This is a genomic window from Actinoplanes sp. NPDC049548 (assembly GCF_040676695.1).
GTDB lineage: Bacteria > Actinomycetota > Actinomycetes > Mycobacteriales > Micromonosporaceae > Actinoplanes.
The window spans coordinates 38,207-54,154 of record NZ_JBFAPM010000003.1 but is presented as its reverse complement, the minus strand read 5'-3'; the positions used below and the strand labels follow the sequence as shown (position 1 = coordinate 54,154).

Genomic DNA, 15,948 nt, shown 5'->3' with positions numbered 1-15,948 from the left:
TTCCGCCGCCTCCCGGGCGGCCTCAGTCCGCCGGAATGGGGGTATTCCGGCCCGGATCGAGGATGCATTTTTCGGCAAGCCGCCCGGACGCGTCATCGACCATCCCGGCGACAATCCTGGCCAGGAGTGGCGAATCGGACATCGCCACGGCGGTGAGTGATGGTGGGTGTCCCCGGTGGGATTCGAACCCACACTGAATGGATTTTGAGTCCATCGACTCTGCCGATTGGTCTACGGGGACGTGAGCCGGCACGTACCGCGGACCGAGTTGGTCACGGCGCTACGAGCAAGACACACCCTACCCACTACGCTGTCAGGGGTGACACCCAGATACCCGGGTGTCGCGTCTTCACAGAGCGTTGGGGGTAGGGGTTCCGTGGCCGACACGCAGGCGGGTGCCGAGCGCAGGCGGGTTCTGATCGCCGAGGACGAGGCGCTCATCCGGCTGGACCTGGCCGAGATGCTCGTGGAGGAGGGGTACGACGTCGTCGGGGAGGCCGGTGACGGCGAGACCGCCGTGCGGCTGGCCGAGGACCTGACGCCCGACCTCGTCATCCTGGACATCAAGATGCCGATCATGGACGGCCTGGCCGCGGCGGAGCGGATCGCCGGCGGGCGGATCGCGCCCGTGGTCATCCTGACCGCCTTCAGCCAGCGCGACCTGGTGGAGCGGGCGCGGGCCGCCGGCGCGATGGCGTACCTGGTCAAGCCGTTCCAGAAGTCCGACCTCGTGCCGGCCATCGAGATCGCGCTCTCCCGTTACTCGGAGATCGCCGCCCTGGAGTCCGAGGTCGCGGGGCTGACCGACCGGCTGGAGACCCGCAAGTCGGTAGAGCGGGCCAAGGGCGAGCTCATGACGAAGTACTCGATGACCGAGCCGCAGGCGTTCAAGTGGATTCAACGCACCGCGATGGACCACCGCATGACGATGCGTGAGGTCGCCGACCGGATTCTGGCCGAGTCCGAACCACCCGACCCGGCGGCTCAGCCCAGCTGAACGGCGCTTTTCCGGGTCCTACGCCGCTGTCGTCTCGGTTAAAGGCGAATAACGGCTTGGACACAGAACGTTGATGTCGTGTGACGCAGGCTATGATCCGCCAGTCCCGGGGTGCAACATCCCTCGGGGCGACCTGCCATGACGTCAATGAGGAGCAGCGTTGCGTAGAGCCGTGATGATGATCACGGCCTTCCTGGCAAGCATGTTGTTCGTCCTCGGCATCGGTGCCACGAGCGCCTCCGCCGACGGCGAAGGGCTGCGGGGCACCTTGATCAGCCAGAACCAGCCGGTCGCTGGGGTCTCGATCAAGGTTTCCAGCCAGGACGGCCAGTCGATCGGTCAGACCAAGTCGGGAGCGGACGGCAAATGGGCCGTGGCTGTGCCCAGAGCCGGCACCTATAAGGTCGATCTCGACGTCGCGACCCTGCCCCCGGGCATCGTGCTGCTCAACAACCGGCCGAGCCTGACCCTCCAGGTCTTCGAGGGATCGGTCCGGACCGCGCTGTTCCCGGTGGGGCCGCAGTCCACCGGTTCGGAGACGGCGGAGGACAGCAGTCCCGGGACCTTCGAACGCGTGATGGACCTGGCGTACACAGGCATCCACATCGGCCTGATGATCGCCCTCGCGGCGCTCGGCCTGTCGCTCATCTTCGGCACCATGGGCCTGACCAACTTCGCCCACGGCGAGCTGATCACGTTCGGCGCCATGATGGCCTTCATCTTCAACGTCTTCGTCGGCCTGCCCGTCATCGTGGCCGGCGCGATCGCCGTCCTCCTCGGCGCCGCCTTCGGCTGGTTCCAGGACAGGTTCTTCTGGGGCTGGCTCCGGCAGCGCCGGACCGGCCTGATCGGCATGATGATCATCTCGATCGGCCTGGCGCTCTCGCTGCGCTACATCAACCTCTACTGGTTCCGCGGCGAGACCCGGCAGTACTCGGAGTACGTGGCACAGCCGGGCATCGACCTCGGCGTGATCGACGTGGCGCCGAAGAACCTGGTGATGGACCTGATCGCGATCGTGGTGCTGGTCGCCGTCTCCCTCGCCCTGGTGATGACCCGCCTCGGCAAGGCGACCCGCGCGGTGTCCACGAACCCCTCGCTGGCGGCCGCCTCCGGCATCAACGTCGACGCGATCATCCGCCTCGTCTGGACCATCGGTGGAGCCCTCGCCGCGCTCAGCGGCGTCATGCTCGGTGTCTTCCAGGGCATCAACTACCAGATGGGGTTCCAGATCCTGCTCCTGGTCTTCGCCGCCGTCACGCTGGGTGGTCTTGGTACCGCCTTCGGCGCGCTGCTGGGTAGCCTCGTGATCGGTCTCGCCACCCAGCTCTCGACGCTCTGGATCCCCACCGAGCTCAAGAACGTGGGTGCCCTCGCGGTGCTGATCGTCGTCATCCTGGTCCGGCCGCAGGGCATCCTGGGCCGGCGCGAGCGGATCGGTTGAGGGGCGGACGATGAACTGGGACGTCATCTTCAGTGTTTCGCTGGAGTCTCTGGTCGGCGCGACGACGATCGTCTACGCGCTCGCGGCCATCGGGCTCAACGTGCACTTCGGCTACGCCGGTCTGCTCAACTTCGGCCAGTCGGCCTTCCTCGGCGTGGCCGCGTACGGCATGGCGATGACCGTGTCGACCTTCGACCTGCCGTTCTGGCTGGGCATTCTCATCGGCCTCGGCGCGACGGTCGTGCTCGCGCTGCTGCTCGGCATCCCGACGCTGCGGCTGCGCGCCGACTATCTGGCGATCGTGACCATCGCTGCGGCCGAGATCGTCCGGCTCTTCTTCCGCTCGGTGACGCTGAGCAAGTGGACCGGCGGCTCGGACGGCCTCCAGGCGTTCTCGCAGTCGTTCTACGACCTGAACCCGTACTCGAAGGGCATCTCGACGACGCTGATCAGCTTCAGCTCGCGCGAGCTCTGGATCATCACGGTGGGCTGGATCGTCGTCGCCGTCGCGCTGTTCGTGGTGTGGGCGCTCATGCGCAGCCCGTGGGGGCGTGTCATCAAGGCCATCCGTGAGGACGAGGACGCGGTCCGCAGCCTCGGCAAGAGCGTCTTCTCGTACAAGATGCAGGCGCTGATCCTCGGCGGCGTGCTCGGCTCGTTCGGCGGCTACATCTTCGCGCTCAGCCTGGCCGCGATCCAGCCGGACACGTACGGCACCGAGTTCACGTTCTACATGTACACGATCGTCATTCTCGGCGGCGCCGCCCGGGTGCTCGGGCCCGTCGTCGGCTCGATGATCTTCTGGCTGCTCCTGACCTTCATCAACGCGTTGCTGCCGGCAATGGTCAGCGCCGGTGTCATCCCGACGTCGATCATGACGACGAACCAGGCCGGCGCGGTGGGCTACATCCTGGTGGGCATCGGCCTGATCCTGCTGCTCATCTTCCGCCCGCAAGGCATCTTCGGCGACAAGAAGGAGGTCATGCTCGATGCCCGGTGAAACGACCGGCTCCGCGCCCGCGCGCGAGGGCCGCACCGCCCGCGAACGAGCCACCGAGGCCTTGCGCGACGTCGCGCGGGAGCCCGGCGTCGCCAAGCCCGACCCGATCCTGGTCGCCGACAACGTCGTCCGCCGCTTCGGCGGCCTGACCGCGGTGAACGTCAACCACGTCGAGATTCAGAAGGGCGCCATCACCGCCCTGATCGGCCCCAACGGGGCCGGCAAGACGACCTTCTTCAACCTGCTGACCGGCTTCGACCGCCCCGACGAGGGCCAGTGGAGCTTCAAGGGCGACGCGGTGCAGGGCGTACCGCCGCACAAGGTGGCCCGCCGCGGTATGGTCCGCACGTTCCAGCTGACCAAGGTGCTGTCCCGGCTGTCGGTCATCGACAACATGCGGCTCGGCGCCGTCGGGCAGAAGGGCGAGACGTTCTGGCGGGCGCTCGTCCCCAGCCTCTGGAACAAGCAGGAAGAGGAGATCACGGCGCGGGCCGACGAGCTGCTCGCCCGCTTCAAGCTCGACAAGAAGCGCGAGGACTTCGCCGGCAGCCTCTCCGGCGGTCAGCGCAAGCTGCTGGAGATGGCCCGGGCGCTGATGGTCCAGCCCGACATGGTCATGCTCGACGAGCCGATGGCCGGCGTGAACCCGGCCCTCACCCAGTCGCTGCTCGGCCACGTCAAGAACCTCCGCGAGGAGGGCATGACGGTCCTGTTCGTCGAGCACGACATGGACATGGTGCGCGACATCAGCGACTGGGTCATCGTCATGGCGCAGGGACAGGTGATCGCCGAAGGCACGCCCGACTCGGTGATGGCGGACCCGCGGGTGATCGACGCGTACCTGGGTGCGCACCACGACGGCGCCCCCGATCCGTCGGCGTCCGGTGCCGTGGCCGCCTCCAACGATGAGACCGCGGCCGGCCCGGAGGCTTCCGGCGGCCCGGCGGGAAGGGAGTGACGATGGCCGAGAACGAGATCCCCGAGGAACAGGCCGACGACACGGCGGGTGTGGCCGTACTCGATCGGTCCGAACACCTGGCGAGCGCCGAAGGCGCATTGCTGCGCGCGGACGAACTGATCGCGGGTTACCTGCCGGGTGTGAACATCCTCAACGGCAGCGATCTGTACGCGCGTGAAGGCGAGCTGATCGGCATCATCGGCCCGAACGGCGCCGGAAAGTCGACCCTCCTCAAGGCCCTGTTCGGCCTGGTGACCATCCGCTCGGGCACGGTGACGCTGCGCGGCGAGTCGATCACCAACCTGAAGGCGCACGACCTGGTGTCGAAGGGCATCGGCTTCGTCCCGCAGACCAACAACGTCTTCGGCACGCTCACCATCGAGGAGAACCTCGAGATGGGCACCTTCCTGCGCCCCAAGCGGTTCAAGGAGCGCTTCGACTTCGTCTGCGGCCTCTTCCCGGCGCTCGGCACCCGTCGCAAGCAGCGGGCCGGCTCGCTGTCCGGCGGTGAGCGGCAGATGGTCGCCATGGGCCGCGCCCTGATGATGGAGCCCAGCGTCCTGCTGCTCGACGAGCCGTCGGCGGGCCTGTCGCCCGCGATGCAGGACGAGGTCTTCTTCCGCACCAAGCAGATCAACGGTACGGGCGTCACGGTCGTCATGGTGGAGCAGAACGCCCGGCGCTGCCTGGAGATCTGCGACCGCGGGTACGTGCTGGACCAGGGGCGCAACGCGTACACGGCGTCCGGCCGGGACCTGATGGACGACCCGAAGGTCATCGAGCTGTACCTGGGGACGCTGGCTCGCGCCTGATCCCGCACCGACGTCACGGCCGTCAGGGGTTCGCCCCTGGCGGCCGTACTCGTGTCCTCTCCTTTCCTTGCCTGGTGCAGGCTCCTGGCCTGGCCTTCCTTCCAGGCCGCGTCTTCCTTCCGGGCCGCCCTCTCTCCGGGCCGCCCTCTCTCCGGGCCGCCTTCTCTCCGGGGCCGGGTCTTCTTTCCCGGGCCGCCTTTGTTCTGGGGCCTGGCCTTCCTGGGCCTGGCCTTCTTCCGGGGGCCGGGTTTCGGGCATACGAAAGGGGCCCGGTTCGCACCGGGCCCCTCCGTGGTTCGCTGGCGTCAGCCGGCGATGTTACCGGCCTGGTAGGCCACGTTCTTGTAGGTGTTGTCCGCACCGTACTGGTAGATGCCGATCGTCGCCTGCGACGGGTCGCCGGCCTCGTTGAACTCGATCGGACCGCTCACACCGTCGTAGTCGATGTCGGTGCCCTTGTCCAGCAGGTCCTTGCACTCCTTGAACGTCTTGCACTTGGTGCCGCCGGAGGTGACAGCGGTCATCTGCTTCGCCATGGCGGACGGAGCGTCGCTCTTCGCCGCGGTGGCCGCCAGCGCCGCGACCACGGTCGCGTCGTAGGACTCCGGCGCGTAGCTGAAGTCCTTCAGCTTCGGGTCGACGCTGAGCAGGTTCTTCCGGAAGTCATCGGCGGCCTTGGCGCCGGGCAGCGTGCCCTTGGCGGTCTCGAACGTGCCGTTCGGGAACTCCTTGCCGTAGTTGGCGAGGTTGCCGTCGACCAGGTACCACTTCTTGGACTTGCTGGTCAGACCGGCCTCGACCAGCTTCGGCACGATCTTCTTGGTCTCGTCGAAACCGATGAGGACGATCGCGTCCGGGTTGGCCTGCTTGATCTTGCCGACCTCGGCGGAGTAGTCGGCGGCCTTCGGGTCGTAGACCTCCTCGGCGACGACCTGGCCGCCGCCGGACTCGATCGCGGCGCGGGTGCTCTTCGCGAGGCCGGTGCCGTACGAGTCCTGGAGGACGAGCAGGCCGACCTTGGCGTTGCCGTCCTCGGTGACGAGGTTGCCGAGCACGCGGCCCTGCAGCACGTCCGGGGGAGCGGTGCGGAAGTAGAGGCCGTTGTCCTTGTACGTGGTGAAGGCGTCCGACGTGTTGGCCGGCGAGATCTGCATGACACCGGCACCGGTGATCTTGTCGATCACGGACAGGGACACGGAGGACGAGGCCGCGCCGATGATGACGTCGACCTTCTCGGTGAGCAGCTTGTTCACCGACTGCGACGCGATGTCGGTCGAGGTGTCACCCGAGTCCGAGTCGCTCTTGGTGACCGGCTTGCCGAGGACGCCGCCGGCCGCGTTGATGTCCTTGATCGCCAGGTCGACGCCGGCGAACTCCGGCGGGCCGAGGAAGGCGAGAGAACCGGTCTGGGGCAGCAGAGTGCCGACTTTGAACGTGCCGTCTCCGGATGCGGCGGCGGTGGCTGCCGACGACGACCCAGCCGACGGAGTGTCACCGTCGTCGGCGCACGCGGCCAGGGTGAGGCACGCGGCGCCCAGCACGGCGACACTCCGCCATGCGAAGGAAGGGCGATTCATCCATGTCTCCTTAAGGTCAGCGGGCGGAAACCGAAGCGTTTCGCGCCTTCCGCCGATCGGGTCAACCTAGTGAATAGAAGGGGCCACGACCAGGACATTGGCTCTTCCTAGACCGACACGTTGTGCAGTCGTGATGTAGGCAACACGCCACCCCGACCACCGGGCACATCACCGCGACGAAAAGGCTCTATTTACTGGCAAGTTGGAATAACCGGAAGGTCGGTCGGCGGAGTTGTCGTACCCCGGGACTAGAGTTCTCCGACGTGAGCGACGACGCCCAGACCCCCCGCTTGCTGCTGCTCGACGGCCACTCGCTGGCCTACCGGGCCTACTTCGCGCTGCCCGTGGACAACTTCTCCACGCAGACGGGGCAGCCGACCAACGCCGTGTTCGGCTTCACCTCGATGCTGATCAACATGCTGCGCGACGAGAAGCCCACCCACATCGTGGTGGCGTTCGACGTCTCGCGCCAGTCGTTCCGCACCGAGAAGTACGCCGAGTACAAGGCCGGCCGGTCCGAGACCCCGCAGCCGTTCCAGGGCCAGGTGAGCCTGGTCAAGGAGGTGCTCGAGGCCCTGCGCATCCCCGTGGTGGAGAAGCCCGGCTACGAGGCGGACGACGTCATCGGCACGCTCGCCTGCCAGGCCCGCGACGCCGGCTTCGAGGTGGTCATCTCCACCGGCGACCGCGACGCCTTCCAGCTCGCCGGCGAGCACGTCACGATCCTCTACCCGGTCCGCGGCGTCTCCGAGGTCTGGCGGATGACGCCCGACGCCATCGAGGCCAAGTACGGCGTACGCCCCGAGCGCTACCGTGACAAGGCCGCGCTGGTCGGCGAGGCCAGCGACAACCTGCCCGGCGTTCCCGGGGTCGGCGACAAGACCGCGGCGAAGTGGATCAATCAGTACGGCGGGCTGGACGGCATCATCGCCCACGTCGACGAGATCAAGGGCAAGGCGGGGGAGAACCTGCGCGCCCACCTGGCCGACGTCATGCGCAACTATGAGATCAACGCGCTGGTCTGCGACCTCGAGCTGCCGCTGGCACCGCAGGACGTCAAGTGGCAGGGCTGGGACCGCGAGGCGGTGCACCAGGTCTTCGACGCGCTCGAGTTCCGGGTGCTGCGGGAGCGGCTGTATTCGTATCTCGAGGCCGTCGAGCCCGAGGCCGAGTCCGGCTTCGACCTGTCCGGCACCGTGCTGCGCACCGGTCAGGTGGCGGCGTGGCTCACCGAGCACGCCCAGGCCGCTCCGGTCGGTGTCGCGGTCACCGGCCGCTTCGGCCGGGGCACGGGCGCGCTGACCGGCATCGCGGTGGCCACCGGCGACGGCCCGGCCGCCTGGTTCGACCCGGCCGCCCTCGACGAGGCCGACGAGCACGCGGTCGCCGCCTGGCTCGCCGACGCCGACCGGCCGAAGATCATCCACGACGCCAAGCCGGCCATGCTGGCCTTCCGCGCCCACGGCTGGGCCCTCGCCGGAGTCCGCGTCGACACCGCCCTCGCCGCCTACCTCGCCAAACCCGACCAGCGCGCGTACGACCTGACCGATCTCGCCCTGCGCTACCTCAAGCGCGAGCTGCGCGTCGACGCCCCGGACGACGGTCAGCTGACCCTCGACGGCCTGGGCGACGAGGGCGCCGCCGAGCAGAACGTGATGCTCCGTGCCCGCGCCACCCTCGACCTCGCCGACACCCTCATCGAGGAGCTGTCCCGCGACGACGGCGCCTCGCAGCGCCTGCTCGCCGAGGTGGAGCAGCCGCTGGAGATCGTGCTCGGCGAGATGGAGCACGTCGGCATCGCCGCCGACACGCACTACCTCTCCGAGCTCGAGGCCCACTTCGCCGCCGAGGTCAAGGCGGCCCAGCAGGCGGCGCACGAGGTGGTCGGCCGCGAGTTCAACCTCGGCTCGCCCAAGCAGCTGCAGGAAATCCTCTTCGTCGAGCGCAACCTGCCCAAGACCAAGCGCATCAAGTCCGGCTACACCACCGACGCCGACGCGCTGCAGAACCTCTTCGCCCAGACCGGCGACCCGCTCCTCGAGCACCTGCTGCGCCACCGCGACGTCGCCAAGCTGAAGTCCACGGTGGACGGCCTGCTCAAGTCGGTCTCCGATGACGGCCGCATCCACACCACGTTCAACCAGACCGTGGCGGCGACGGGCCGGCTCTCCTCGACCGACCCCAACCTGCAGAACATCCCGATCCGCACGGAGGAGGGCCGGCGCATCCGCCGTGCCTTCGTCGTGGGGGAGGGCTTCGAGTCCCTCATGACCGCCGACTACAGCCAGATCGAGATGCGCATCATGGCGCACCTCTCCGGCGACGAGGCCCTCATCGCGGCCTTCAACTCCGGCGCCGACTTCCACGCGGCCACCGCCTCGTCGGTCTTCCACGTCCCGGTCGACGAGGTGGTCCCCGACCAGCGCCGCAAGATCAAGGCCATGAACTACGGCCTCGCGTACGGCCTGAGCGCCTTCGGCCTGAGCAACCAGCTCAGCATCACCACGGAGGAAGCCCGAGGCCTGATGGCCGAGTACTTCGAACGCTTCGGCGGCGTCCGCGACTACCTCCAGGCCGTCGTCCGCCGAGCGGTCCAGGACGGCTACACAGCCACCATCCTCGGCCGCCGCCGCTACCTCCCGGACCTGAGCAGCGACAACCGCCAGCGCCGCGAGATGGCCGAACGCATGGCCCTGAACGCCCCCATCCAAGGCTCAGCGGCCGACATCATCAAGGTCGCCATGCTCCACGTCGACAGAGCCATCCGCGAGGCCGGCCTCACCTCCCGCATGCTCCTCCAGGTCCACGACGAACTCGTCTTCGACGTCGCCCCCGGCGAACGCGAAACCCTCGAAGCCCTGGTCCGCCGCGAGATGGGCGCCGCCTACCCCCTCTCCGTCCCCCTCGAAGTCTCCGTAGGCCTAGGCCAAGACTGGAACAGCGCCGACCACTAAATCTCAGCCACCCGACCCAGCCTGCCCCCCGACGGCTTCGCGCCCCGCCGATGGCGTCCGGCGGGCCAGGGTCCCGCAGGCGAGTCCCGTCCGCGGTGCTAGTCGCGAGCGGCGGGGCCGCCGGGTTGCCGTGCGGCCGGGGGTACCGTGCGGCTGGCGTGCCGGGTGGCCGGGATGCCGTGCGGCGGGGAGCCTTGCGGCTGAGGTGCGGCTGGGGTGCCTTGCGCTTCCGGGTCCTGCGCCAGAAGGCCTGCTGGCTTACAACTCTTCGCGTGATGCAGTTCGCGGTCAGCGGTTCTCGGGGGTGGCGTTCGGGGCCCTGACCGGTCTCGGGGGCGGCTTCGGGCTCCGACCGGTCATCTCCGCTATCGCCCGGCCAATGCCGTCCCAGCTCCGCGGCGGCCCCGACGGACACCCGCGTGTCGGTCGAGGCCAGCCCTGGGGTGTAGGCGGACGCGGGAGCCGCAGAAGGTACCGGCCTCTCCTCCCGGATCGACGGCGTGGCAATATTCCCGACCGCATGGACCGCACCGCCCAGCCGGCGGCGCGGTGAAGTAAACGGGGAGGAACCAGGCATGCGCCGATACCGCACGAACACGCTCGACAACCACCGGCCTCGGTGGACCGCCGCCCTCACGGGCCTGACCGCAGCGATGGCGATGGCCGTGGCCGGATGTGGAACCGGCGACGATGGCGTCGCGGCGGGCAGTACCCCCGGCGCATCACAGGTCCCGACGGCGGGGTCCGCTCCTGCACCGGCCTCCGCGGGAGTCGACGCCGCACCGAAGACCTACCAGGCGCCGGCAAAAGGCTGCGACGGTGTCGACACCTCCGCACTCGACAAGGTCCTGGGCGCCGTGAAGTCGCGCCGCGAATCGGTCAGCAAGACCAAGGTCCTGGCCAGCGCGATGTGCAGCGTCACGTACGCATCGCACGTCCTCAACGTGCACATCGACATCTCGGAAAACGGCGCCGGCGAGATCATGTACCAGGGTCTGCGCGGCGCTCAGTCGAAACAAAGTCCTGTGACGGACCTGCCCGGTGTCGGCAGCGGCGCATACAGCTACACCGACCCGCTCACCGGCCCGAACGTCGCAGCCTGGGACGGCAACCTGTACATGAACGTAAACCTCGGATCCTTGACGAGCAGCACCGGTGCCGAACAGGCAACAGAGGCGTTGCCGAAGGTCGTCTCGGCAACCCTGGCCAAGATGCGGCCATAACAAGGCGTCGCTGACGCACTCCCTGCTTTGCTGCGGTGGTCCTGCGGCGGGAGTCCCGAAGCGTCAGCTTCCGCCTGCCTCATTTGCGGTTCGAGTTCGGGCGTCGGGTTGGGGCGTGTGGCGGGCGGGGTGGGTCGTCTGGGCGTCGTCACGTCTGGGGTTGGTGTTCGGCGTCGGCTCGGGGCGATTGATGGGCAAGCTGTGTCGTCCGGGCGCCGCCACCTCGCGGGCTGCGGCTGCCTTCGGCGAGTTCGTGCGAGCGGGCGTCCGGTCTCGGAGAGCTATTCGCTGTGCCTCGCCGGGAGTGGCATTCCGGCCACCCGATCGAGTGGCCGGAGAAAGTGTGATCCTTGGCCTATTGGGGCACCGCCGAGGGTCTTTCGGCTACAGATCGACGAAGTTCTCGGCATTGATACCGGGACCGTCCGCGCGCGCCGCCGGACCACCGTCCACCTCGGAATTAACAAGTGCTACATCTCCGCGCGCCGCTCGATGCAGGTGGCCGTGGAAGCGTTGTCGCGGATGCATTCTGGCTCTGCGCAATCGCGATCTAGCGCTGCGGAGCGAGGTGTCGGGATTCCGCCCCCGAAGACTTGCCTGGCTCTGCAAGGGTGGGCGCATGCCGAGCACTTCCATCGAGATGACACCGCTGTCGGGGGCGTGGGCTCCGATCGTGCGCCGGCCCCTCGAGGCCGACCAAGCGCGAGCCTTCGCCCCCATGTTCAAGGCCCTGGGCGACCCGGTCCGCCTCCGCCTCCTCTCCATGATCGCCTCCGCCGGCGGCGGCGAGGTCTGCGTCTGCGACCTCACCGGCTCCTTCAACCTCACCGGCCCGACGATCTCCCACCACCTCAAAGTCCTCCGCGAAGCCGGCCTCGTCGACAGCGATCGCCGCGGCACCTGGGTCTACTACCGCATGGTCCCGGCCGCCCTCGCCCTCCTCGCCGGCCTCCTCGACGTCAGCGCCGTGGCCGCCTCCGTCTGACATCGGCGGCCCCAGCAGTCCGGTAGCCCTCAGCGCCCGCCGGACGCCGAGTCCCGCTCGACCGCAGAGCGATCGTGGCCGCCCCGGAGAGGTTTGTGGCTTGCGAGCCTCCGGAAGACCGGCCGCGGTGCAGCGAACCGCTGCGCGTGACGGTGCCGGCCCGAAGCCGCGCTGGCAGCAACCCGGGGTTGCGATCGCAGCGGCGCGAAGCCGCGATCGCAGTGGTCTGAGGTCCCGATGGCATTGGCCCGCTGGGCGGGACAGCAGTGGCCTGTCGGGCGGGACGGCAGTGGCCCGCTGAGGGCGGGATGGCAGCGCCACGCTGGGCGGGATGACGGTGCCCCACCAGTGGCCCGCTGGGCGTGACGGTTGCGCCCGAGGTCGCGATGGCAGTGGCTCGCTGGGCGGGATGGCAGCGCCCGAGGTCGCGATGGCAGTGGCCCCGAGGGCGATGGCAGCAGCCCAAGGCCGCGACGGTGGTCGGGCTCGCTCATGAAACGCCGCGACTTGCAGCGCCTCGCGCTCACCTCGGCGCCTTCCCGCCCGGGGGCGCCTTCCCGCACCCGCACCCCCATCCCCGGGCCGGACCGCCCCTTGTCGCGGCGCCGGCCCTCCGCCCTCGACCCTTCACGGGGAGGGACGGCTACTTCTTCAGCGGATCATGTCCCCAGTTCATCAGGGAGTACCGCCACTTGGTGTCCTTCACGTCTCCTGAGGGGCGCTGGGCCAGGTGGCGATGGACGTAGCCGACCACCTTTCTCATGTGGGCCTCGTCCGCGTCGCTCAGGTCCGACTTCTTCGTGTGCAGGATGTGGATGATCTTCCGGCCGCTGTCGTGGCCCACCGACTCGCCGCCGGTGGTGGATTTCTGGCCCACCTCCTGCGACTCTTCGGTCTTGAGCCACTTCTCGAGCTCGGAGGCGGTCATGTTCACCGCCTCCTTGAACTCGGTGTAGGTGTCATTTGCCATGCTTCAGCGCTCCGGGCTTGTGGACTGCTGTGCCGCCCGTCTTGTCGCTCTTGACCTTGTACTGCGGTTCGTCCTTGGAGGCTTTCACCGTTCGGCCGGCCTCTTCGGTGCGCGACGTGATCTTCTTCTCGACCGTGCCGTGCACCTGCTGGCCGTGGCTGCTCCAGGTCACTTCGTCGCCCTTTTTCAAGCTCATGATCTGGTGGTACCCGGGGGTCATGGCAAGTAACTGACGAATATCGCGGTGCCCGGGAAAAGCTTGCCGCGCAGGGGGCTCCACTGGCCCCAGATCTGGTCGTGGCCCTCCGGCCATTCCGGTTCGACCAGGTCGGTGAGCACGAAGCCGGCCGCGACCAGCTCTCGGATGCGGTCGCCGAGCGTGCGGTGCTGTTCGACGTATGTCGGGTTGCCGTCGGTGTCCTGCTCCACGTACGGCCGGCGGTCGAAGTAGGGGTGCACCGCGAGCAGGCCGTCCTCGCCCGGGTCGTCGAGGAAGATCCACCGCATGGGGTGTGTGATCGAGAACACCCATCGGCCGCCGGGGCGCAGCACGCGGGCCACCTCGCGCATCACCGCGGCGGAGTCGGCCACGAACGGGACGGCTCCGAATGCCGTGCAGACCACGTCGAACGCCGAGGTCGCGAAGGGCAGGGCCAGGGCGTCTGCCTGCACGAGCGGCACCCGTACCCCCGAGCGGTCCGAGGCCTGCTGCGCATGGCGCAGCATCCCCGCGCTCAGGTCCAGCGCGACCACGTCGGCGCCCTGCCCGTCGAGCCAGCGGGCTGCCGAGGCCGCACCGCAGCCCAGCTCGAGCACCCGTTTGCCCCGCACGTCACCCAGCAGCCGCACGTCGGCCTCGCGCAGGCCCTCCGGGCACCAGACGAAGTCCACGTCGCCGAGGAAAGTGCCGTGTTCCTGCTGGTAGTCGTCCGCGTCCAGGTCCCACCAATGCCGGCTGGCGGCGCGGCTCTCGTCGTCGGTCACCGCCCGGCGGAGCGTCGTGGGGTGGGTGGTGGGCTGAGCTTCGATCACCCGGTCACCGTACGGGGGGAGTACGACACTTCTGCGAAACGGCTGGTCGTAAGTGCTTGTCCAAGATCACGGGGAGGGTGCTCAGGCCGTACCCTCGAGGGGCGGGACGAACGACGCTCCCCGGCGCGGAAATGGCACAAAGCGGACTCGATGGCGGGTTTTGCGAGATCAATGAGGCTCGGTCCGCAGGAGGGCTTGCAACCTGTGGTAATGCGCACGGTAAGCTAGTCGATGCGCTCGCGGATCGTGTGCCTCGGCAGGGAGCAGGTTCCGCAAGACGTCGGTCCCAGCATGATCCTGCTCGTTTGATCGCCCTCGCTTGATCGCCAAGCTCCAGCGTCGTGATCACCGGTTGTTCGTGCTGTGCCCGCCGTCAGTTCCGCGCGGCGCGAGAGACACCACGACACCATCCGTTCGGAGCAACAGTCCACATGACGAGCAGCATCGAGGCCACCTCGAGCGCCAACAAGGTCACCGTCGACGATCTTGGCTCGGAGGAAGCTTTCCTCGCAGCCATCGACGAGACCATCAAGTACTTCAACGACGGCGACATTGTCGAAGGCACCGTCGTCAAGGTCGATCGGGACGAGGTCCTGCTCGACATCGGCTACAAGACCGAGGGCGTCATCCCCTCGCGCGAGTTGTCGATCAAGCATGACGTGGACCCCGCGGAAGTGGTGTCGGTCGGTGACCACATCGAAGCCCTCGTCCTCACCAAGGAGGACAAGGAAGGCCGCCTGATCCTCTCGAAGAAGCGCGCGCAGTACGAGCGGGCGTGGGGCACCATCGAGAAGATCAAGGAGGACGACGGCGTCGTGCGCGGCTCCGTCATCGAGGTCGTCAAGGGCGGCCTCATCCTCGACATCGGTCTCCGCGGCTTCCTGCCGGCCTCGCTGGTGGAGATGCGCCGCGTGCGCGACCTCCAGCCGTACGTCGGCCGTGAGCTCGAGGCGAAGATCATCGAGCTGGACAAGAACCGCAACAACGTGGTCCTGTCCCGCCGCGCCTGGCTCGAGCAGACCCAGTCCGAGGTCCGCACCGAGTTCCTCAACAAGCTCCAGAAGGGCCAGGTCCGCAAGGGCGTCGTGTCCTCCATCGTCAACTTCGGTGCCTTCGTGGACCTGGGTGGCGTGGACGGCCTGGTGCACGTCTCGGAGCTCTCCTGGAAGCACATCGACCACCCGTCCGAGGTCGTCGAGGTGGGCCAGGAGGTCGAGGTCGAGGTGCTCGACGTCGACCTGGACCGCGAGCGCGTCTCCCTGTCGCTGAAGGCGACCCAGGAGGACCCGTGGCGCCAGTTCGCCCGGACCCACGCGATCAACCAGATCGTGCCGGGCAAGGTCACCAAGCTGGTTCCGTTCGGTGCGTTCGTCCGCGTGGACGACGGCATCGAGGGCCTGGTGCACATCTCCGAGCTGGCCGAGCGGCACGTCGAGCTGCCCGAGCAGGTCGTCCAGGTCGGCTCGGACGTCATGGTCAAGGTCATCGACATCGACCTCGAGCGTCGCCGGATCTCGCTCTCGCTGAAGCAGGCGAACGAGAACTTCGTGGAGGGCGAGGAGCACTTCGACCCCACCCTCTACGGCATGGCGGCCACCTACGACAACGAGGGCAACTACATCTACCCGGAGGGCTTCGACCCGGAGACGGGCGAGTGGCTCGAGGGCTTCGACAAGCAGCGCGAGGCGTGGGAGAAGCAGTACGCCGACGCCCGCGAGCGCTGGGAGGCCCACACCAAGCAGGTGCAGGCGTCCCGCGAGGCCGACGCCGAGGCCGCGCTCAACCCGGCTCCGGCCGGCGGCGTGACCACCTCGTCGTCGTCCTCCTCCACCTCCACGAGCACGTCGGCTCCGGCGCGCGCCGCGGAGGAGCCGGCCGGCACCCTGGCCACCGACGAGGCCCTCGCCGCTCTGCGCGAGAAGCTCGCCGGCGGCAAGAGCTGACCACGGCGCCATGGCTCGCCGGTCCCCGGACCGGCGAGCTGTAGCTCCGGCTT

13 protein-coding genes and 1 tRNA gene are annotated in these 15,948 nt (G+C 68.3%); 9 read left to right on the top strand and 5 right to left on the bottom strand.

What is annotated here, in order from left to right; genetic code table 11:
• Positions 1–167 precede the first annotated feature (167 nt).
• Positions 168–241 (bottom strand) — tRNA-Leu (locus AB0J80_RS07415).
• 135 nt (positions 242–376) lie between these two features.
• Between AB0J80_RS07415 and AB0J80_RS07410 the strand changes: the two genes are divergently transcribed.
• The 5 genes from AB0J80_RS07410 (at position 377) to AB0J80_RS07390 (ending at position 5,211) form a co-directional block, all read left to right on the top strand.
• Entirely contained in the window at positions 377–997 is a 621-nt protein-coding gene (locus tag AB0J80_RS07410; RefSeq protein WP_364701428.1) for a response regulator, read from the top strand.
• A gap of 160 nt (positions 998–1,157) precedes the next feature.
• Complete coding sequence (locus AB0J80_RS07405; protein WP_364701426.1) at positions 1,158–2,441, top strand: branched-chain amino acid ABC transporter permease; 1,284 nt, start codon at positions 1,158–1,160, stop codon at positions 2,439–2,441.
• 10 nt (positions 2,442–2,451) lie between these two features.
• On the top strand, positions 2,452–3,441 hold the full coding sequence (locus AB0J80_RS07400) for a branched-chain amino acid ABC transporter permease (protein WP_364701424.1): 990 nt from the start codon (positions 2,452–2,454) through the stop codon (positions 3,439–3,441).
• Positions 3,431–4,399 carry an ABC transporter ATP-binding protein gene (locus tag AB0J80_RS07395; protein ID WP_364701422.1) on the top strand — a complete coding sequence of 323 codons (969 nt, stop codon included), beginning with the start codon at positions 3,431–3,433 and terminating at the stop codon, positions 4,397–4,399. The genes AB0J80_RS07400 and AB0J80_RS07395 overlap by 11 nt, the downstream gene beginning before the upstream one ends.
• A gap of 2 nt (positions 4,400–4,401) precedes the next feature.
• Complete coding sequence (locus AB0J80_RS07390; RefSeq protein ID WP_364701420.1) at positions 4,402–5,211, top strand: ABC transporter ATP-binding protein; 810 nt, start codon at positions 4,402–4,404, stop codon at positions 5,209–5,211.
• 305 nt (positions 5,212–5,516) lie between these two features.
• On the opposite strand, the gene AB0J80_RS07385 is transcribed toward AB0J80_RS07390, so the two are convergent.
• On the bottom strand, positions 5,517–6,788 hold the full coding sequence (locus AB0J80_RS07385; protein ID WP_364701418.1) for an ABC transporter substrate-binding protein: 1,272 nt from the start codon (positions 6,786–6,788) through the stop codon (positions 5,517–5,519).
• Positions 6,789–7,051: 263 nt separating this feature from the next.
• Between AB0J80_RS07385 and polA the strand changes: the two genes are divergently transcribed.
• From polA to AB0J80_RS07370, 3 genes are all read left to right on the top strand, one after another.
• On the top strand, positions 7,052–9,742 hold the full coding sequence (polA, locus tag AB0J80_RS07380; protein WP_364701416.1) for a DNA polymerase I: 2,691 nt from the start codon (positions 7,052–7,054) through the stop codon (positions 9,740–9,742).
• 575 nt (positions 9,743–10,317) lie between these two features.
• Positions 10,318–10,965 (top strand): hypothetical protein, encoded by a 648-nt coding sequence (locus AB0J80_RS07375; RefSeq protein WP_364701414.1) that lies wholly within the window; start codon positions 10,318–10,320, stop codon positions 10,963–10,965.
• A 619-nt stretch (positions 10,966–11,584) separates the two neighbouring features.
• Positions 11,585–11,950, top strand: coding sequence for a metalloregulator ArsR/SmtB family transcription factor (locus tag AB0J80_RS07370; RefSeq protein ID WP_364701412.1), 366 nt, complete (start codon positions 11,585–11,587; stop codon positions 11,948–11,950).
• 643 nt (positions 11,951–12,593) lie between these two features.
• On the opposite strand, the gene AB0J80_RS07365 is transcribed toward AB0J80_RS07370, so the two are convergent.
• Genes AB0J80_RS07365 through AB0J80_RS07355 form a run of 3 tightly spaced genes read right to left on the bottom strand, consistent with a single transcriptional unit; the run spans position 12,594 to position 13,952 of the window.
• Positions 12,594–12,920: a DUF3140 domain-containing protein gene (locus AB0J80_RS07365; protein WP_364701410.1), complete on the bottom strand. Its 327-nt coding sequence runs from the start codon at positions 12,918–12,920 to the stop codon at positions 12,594–12,596.
• The gene (locus AB0J80_RS07360) at positions 12,910–13,116 is read right to left on the bottom strand and encodes a DUF2945 domain-containing protein (RefSeq protein WP_364701408.1); all 207 of its coding nucleotides are present in this window, start codon (positions 13,114–13,116) and stop codon (positions 12,910–12,912) included. The genes AB0J80_RS07365 and AB0J80_RS07360 overlap by 11 nt, the downstream gene beginning before the upstream one ends.
• A gap of 20 nt (positions 13,117–13,136) precedes the next feature.
• Positions 13,137–13,952: a class I SAM-dependent methyltransferase gene (locus AB0J80_RS07355; protein WP_364701407.1), complete on the bottom strand. Its 816-nt coding sequence runs from the start codon at positions 13,950–13,952 to the stop codon at positions 13,137–13,139.
• Between the two features lie 431 nt (positions 13,953–14,383).
• Here AB0J80_RS07355 and rpsA point away from each other — a divergent pair, with 431 nt between their 5' ends.
• Positions 14,384–15,895, top strand: a complete 1,512-nt coding sequence (gene rpsA / locus AB0J80_RS07350) for a 30S ribosomal protein S1 (RefSeq protein ID WP_364701405.1) — start codon at positions 14,384–14,386, stop codon at positions 15,893–15,895.
• The last annotated feature ends 53 nt before the right edge of the window (positions 15,896–15,948 follow it).

Excerpts from the sequence above, each read along its gene's own strand:
- AB0J80_RS07400 (WP_364701424.1), top strand. The coding sequence starts at position 2,452 with ATGAACTGGGACGTCATCTTCAGTGTTTCGCTGGAGTCTCTGGTCGGC.
- AB0J80_RS07395 (WP_364701422.1), top strand. The coding sequence starts at position 3,431 with ATGCCCGGTGAAACGACCGGCTCCGCGCCCGCGCGCGAGGGCCGCACC.
- AB0J80_RS07390 (WP_364701420.1), top strand. The coding sequence starts at position 4,402 with ATGGCCGAGAACGAGATCCCCGAGGAACAGGCCGACGACACGGCGGGT.
- AB0J80_RS07385 (WP_364701418.1), bottom strand. The coding sequence starts at position 6,788 with ATGAATCGCCCTTCCTTCGCATGGCGGAGTGTCGCCGTGCTGGGCGCC.
- AB0J80_RS07375 (WP_364701414.1), top strand. The coding sequence starts at position 10,318 with ATGCGCCGATACCGCACGAACACGCTCGACAACCACCGGCCTCGGTGG.
- AB0J80_RS07370 (WP_364701412.1), top strand. The coding sequence starts at position 11,585 with ATGCCGAGCACTTCCATCGAGATGACACCGCTGTCGGGGGCGTGGGCT.
- AB0J80_RS07365 (WP_364701410.1), bottom strand. The coding sequence starts at position 12,920 with ATGGCAAATGACACCTACACCGAGTTCAAGGAGGCGGTGAACATGACC.
- AB0J80_RS07360 (WP_364701408.1), bottom strand. The coding sequence starts at position 13,116 with ATGAGCTTGAAAAAGGGCGACGAAGTGACCTGGAGCAGCCACGGCCAG.
- rpsA (WP_364701405.1), top strand. The coding sequence starts at position 14,384 with ATGACGAGCAGCATCGAGGCCACCTCGAGCGCCAACAAGGTCACCGTC.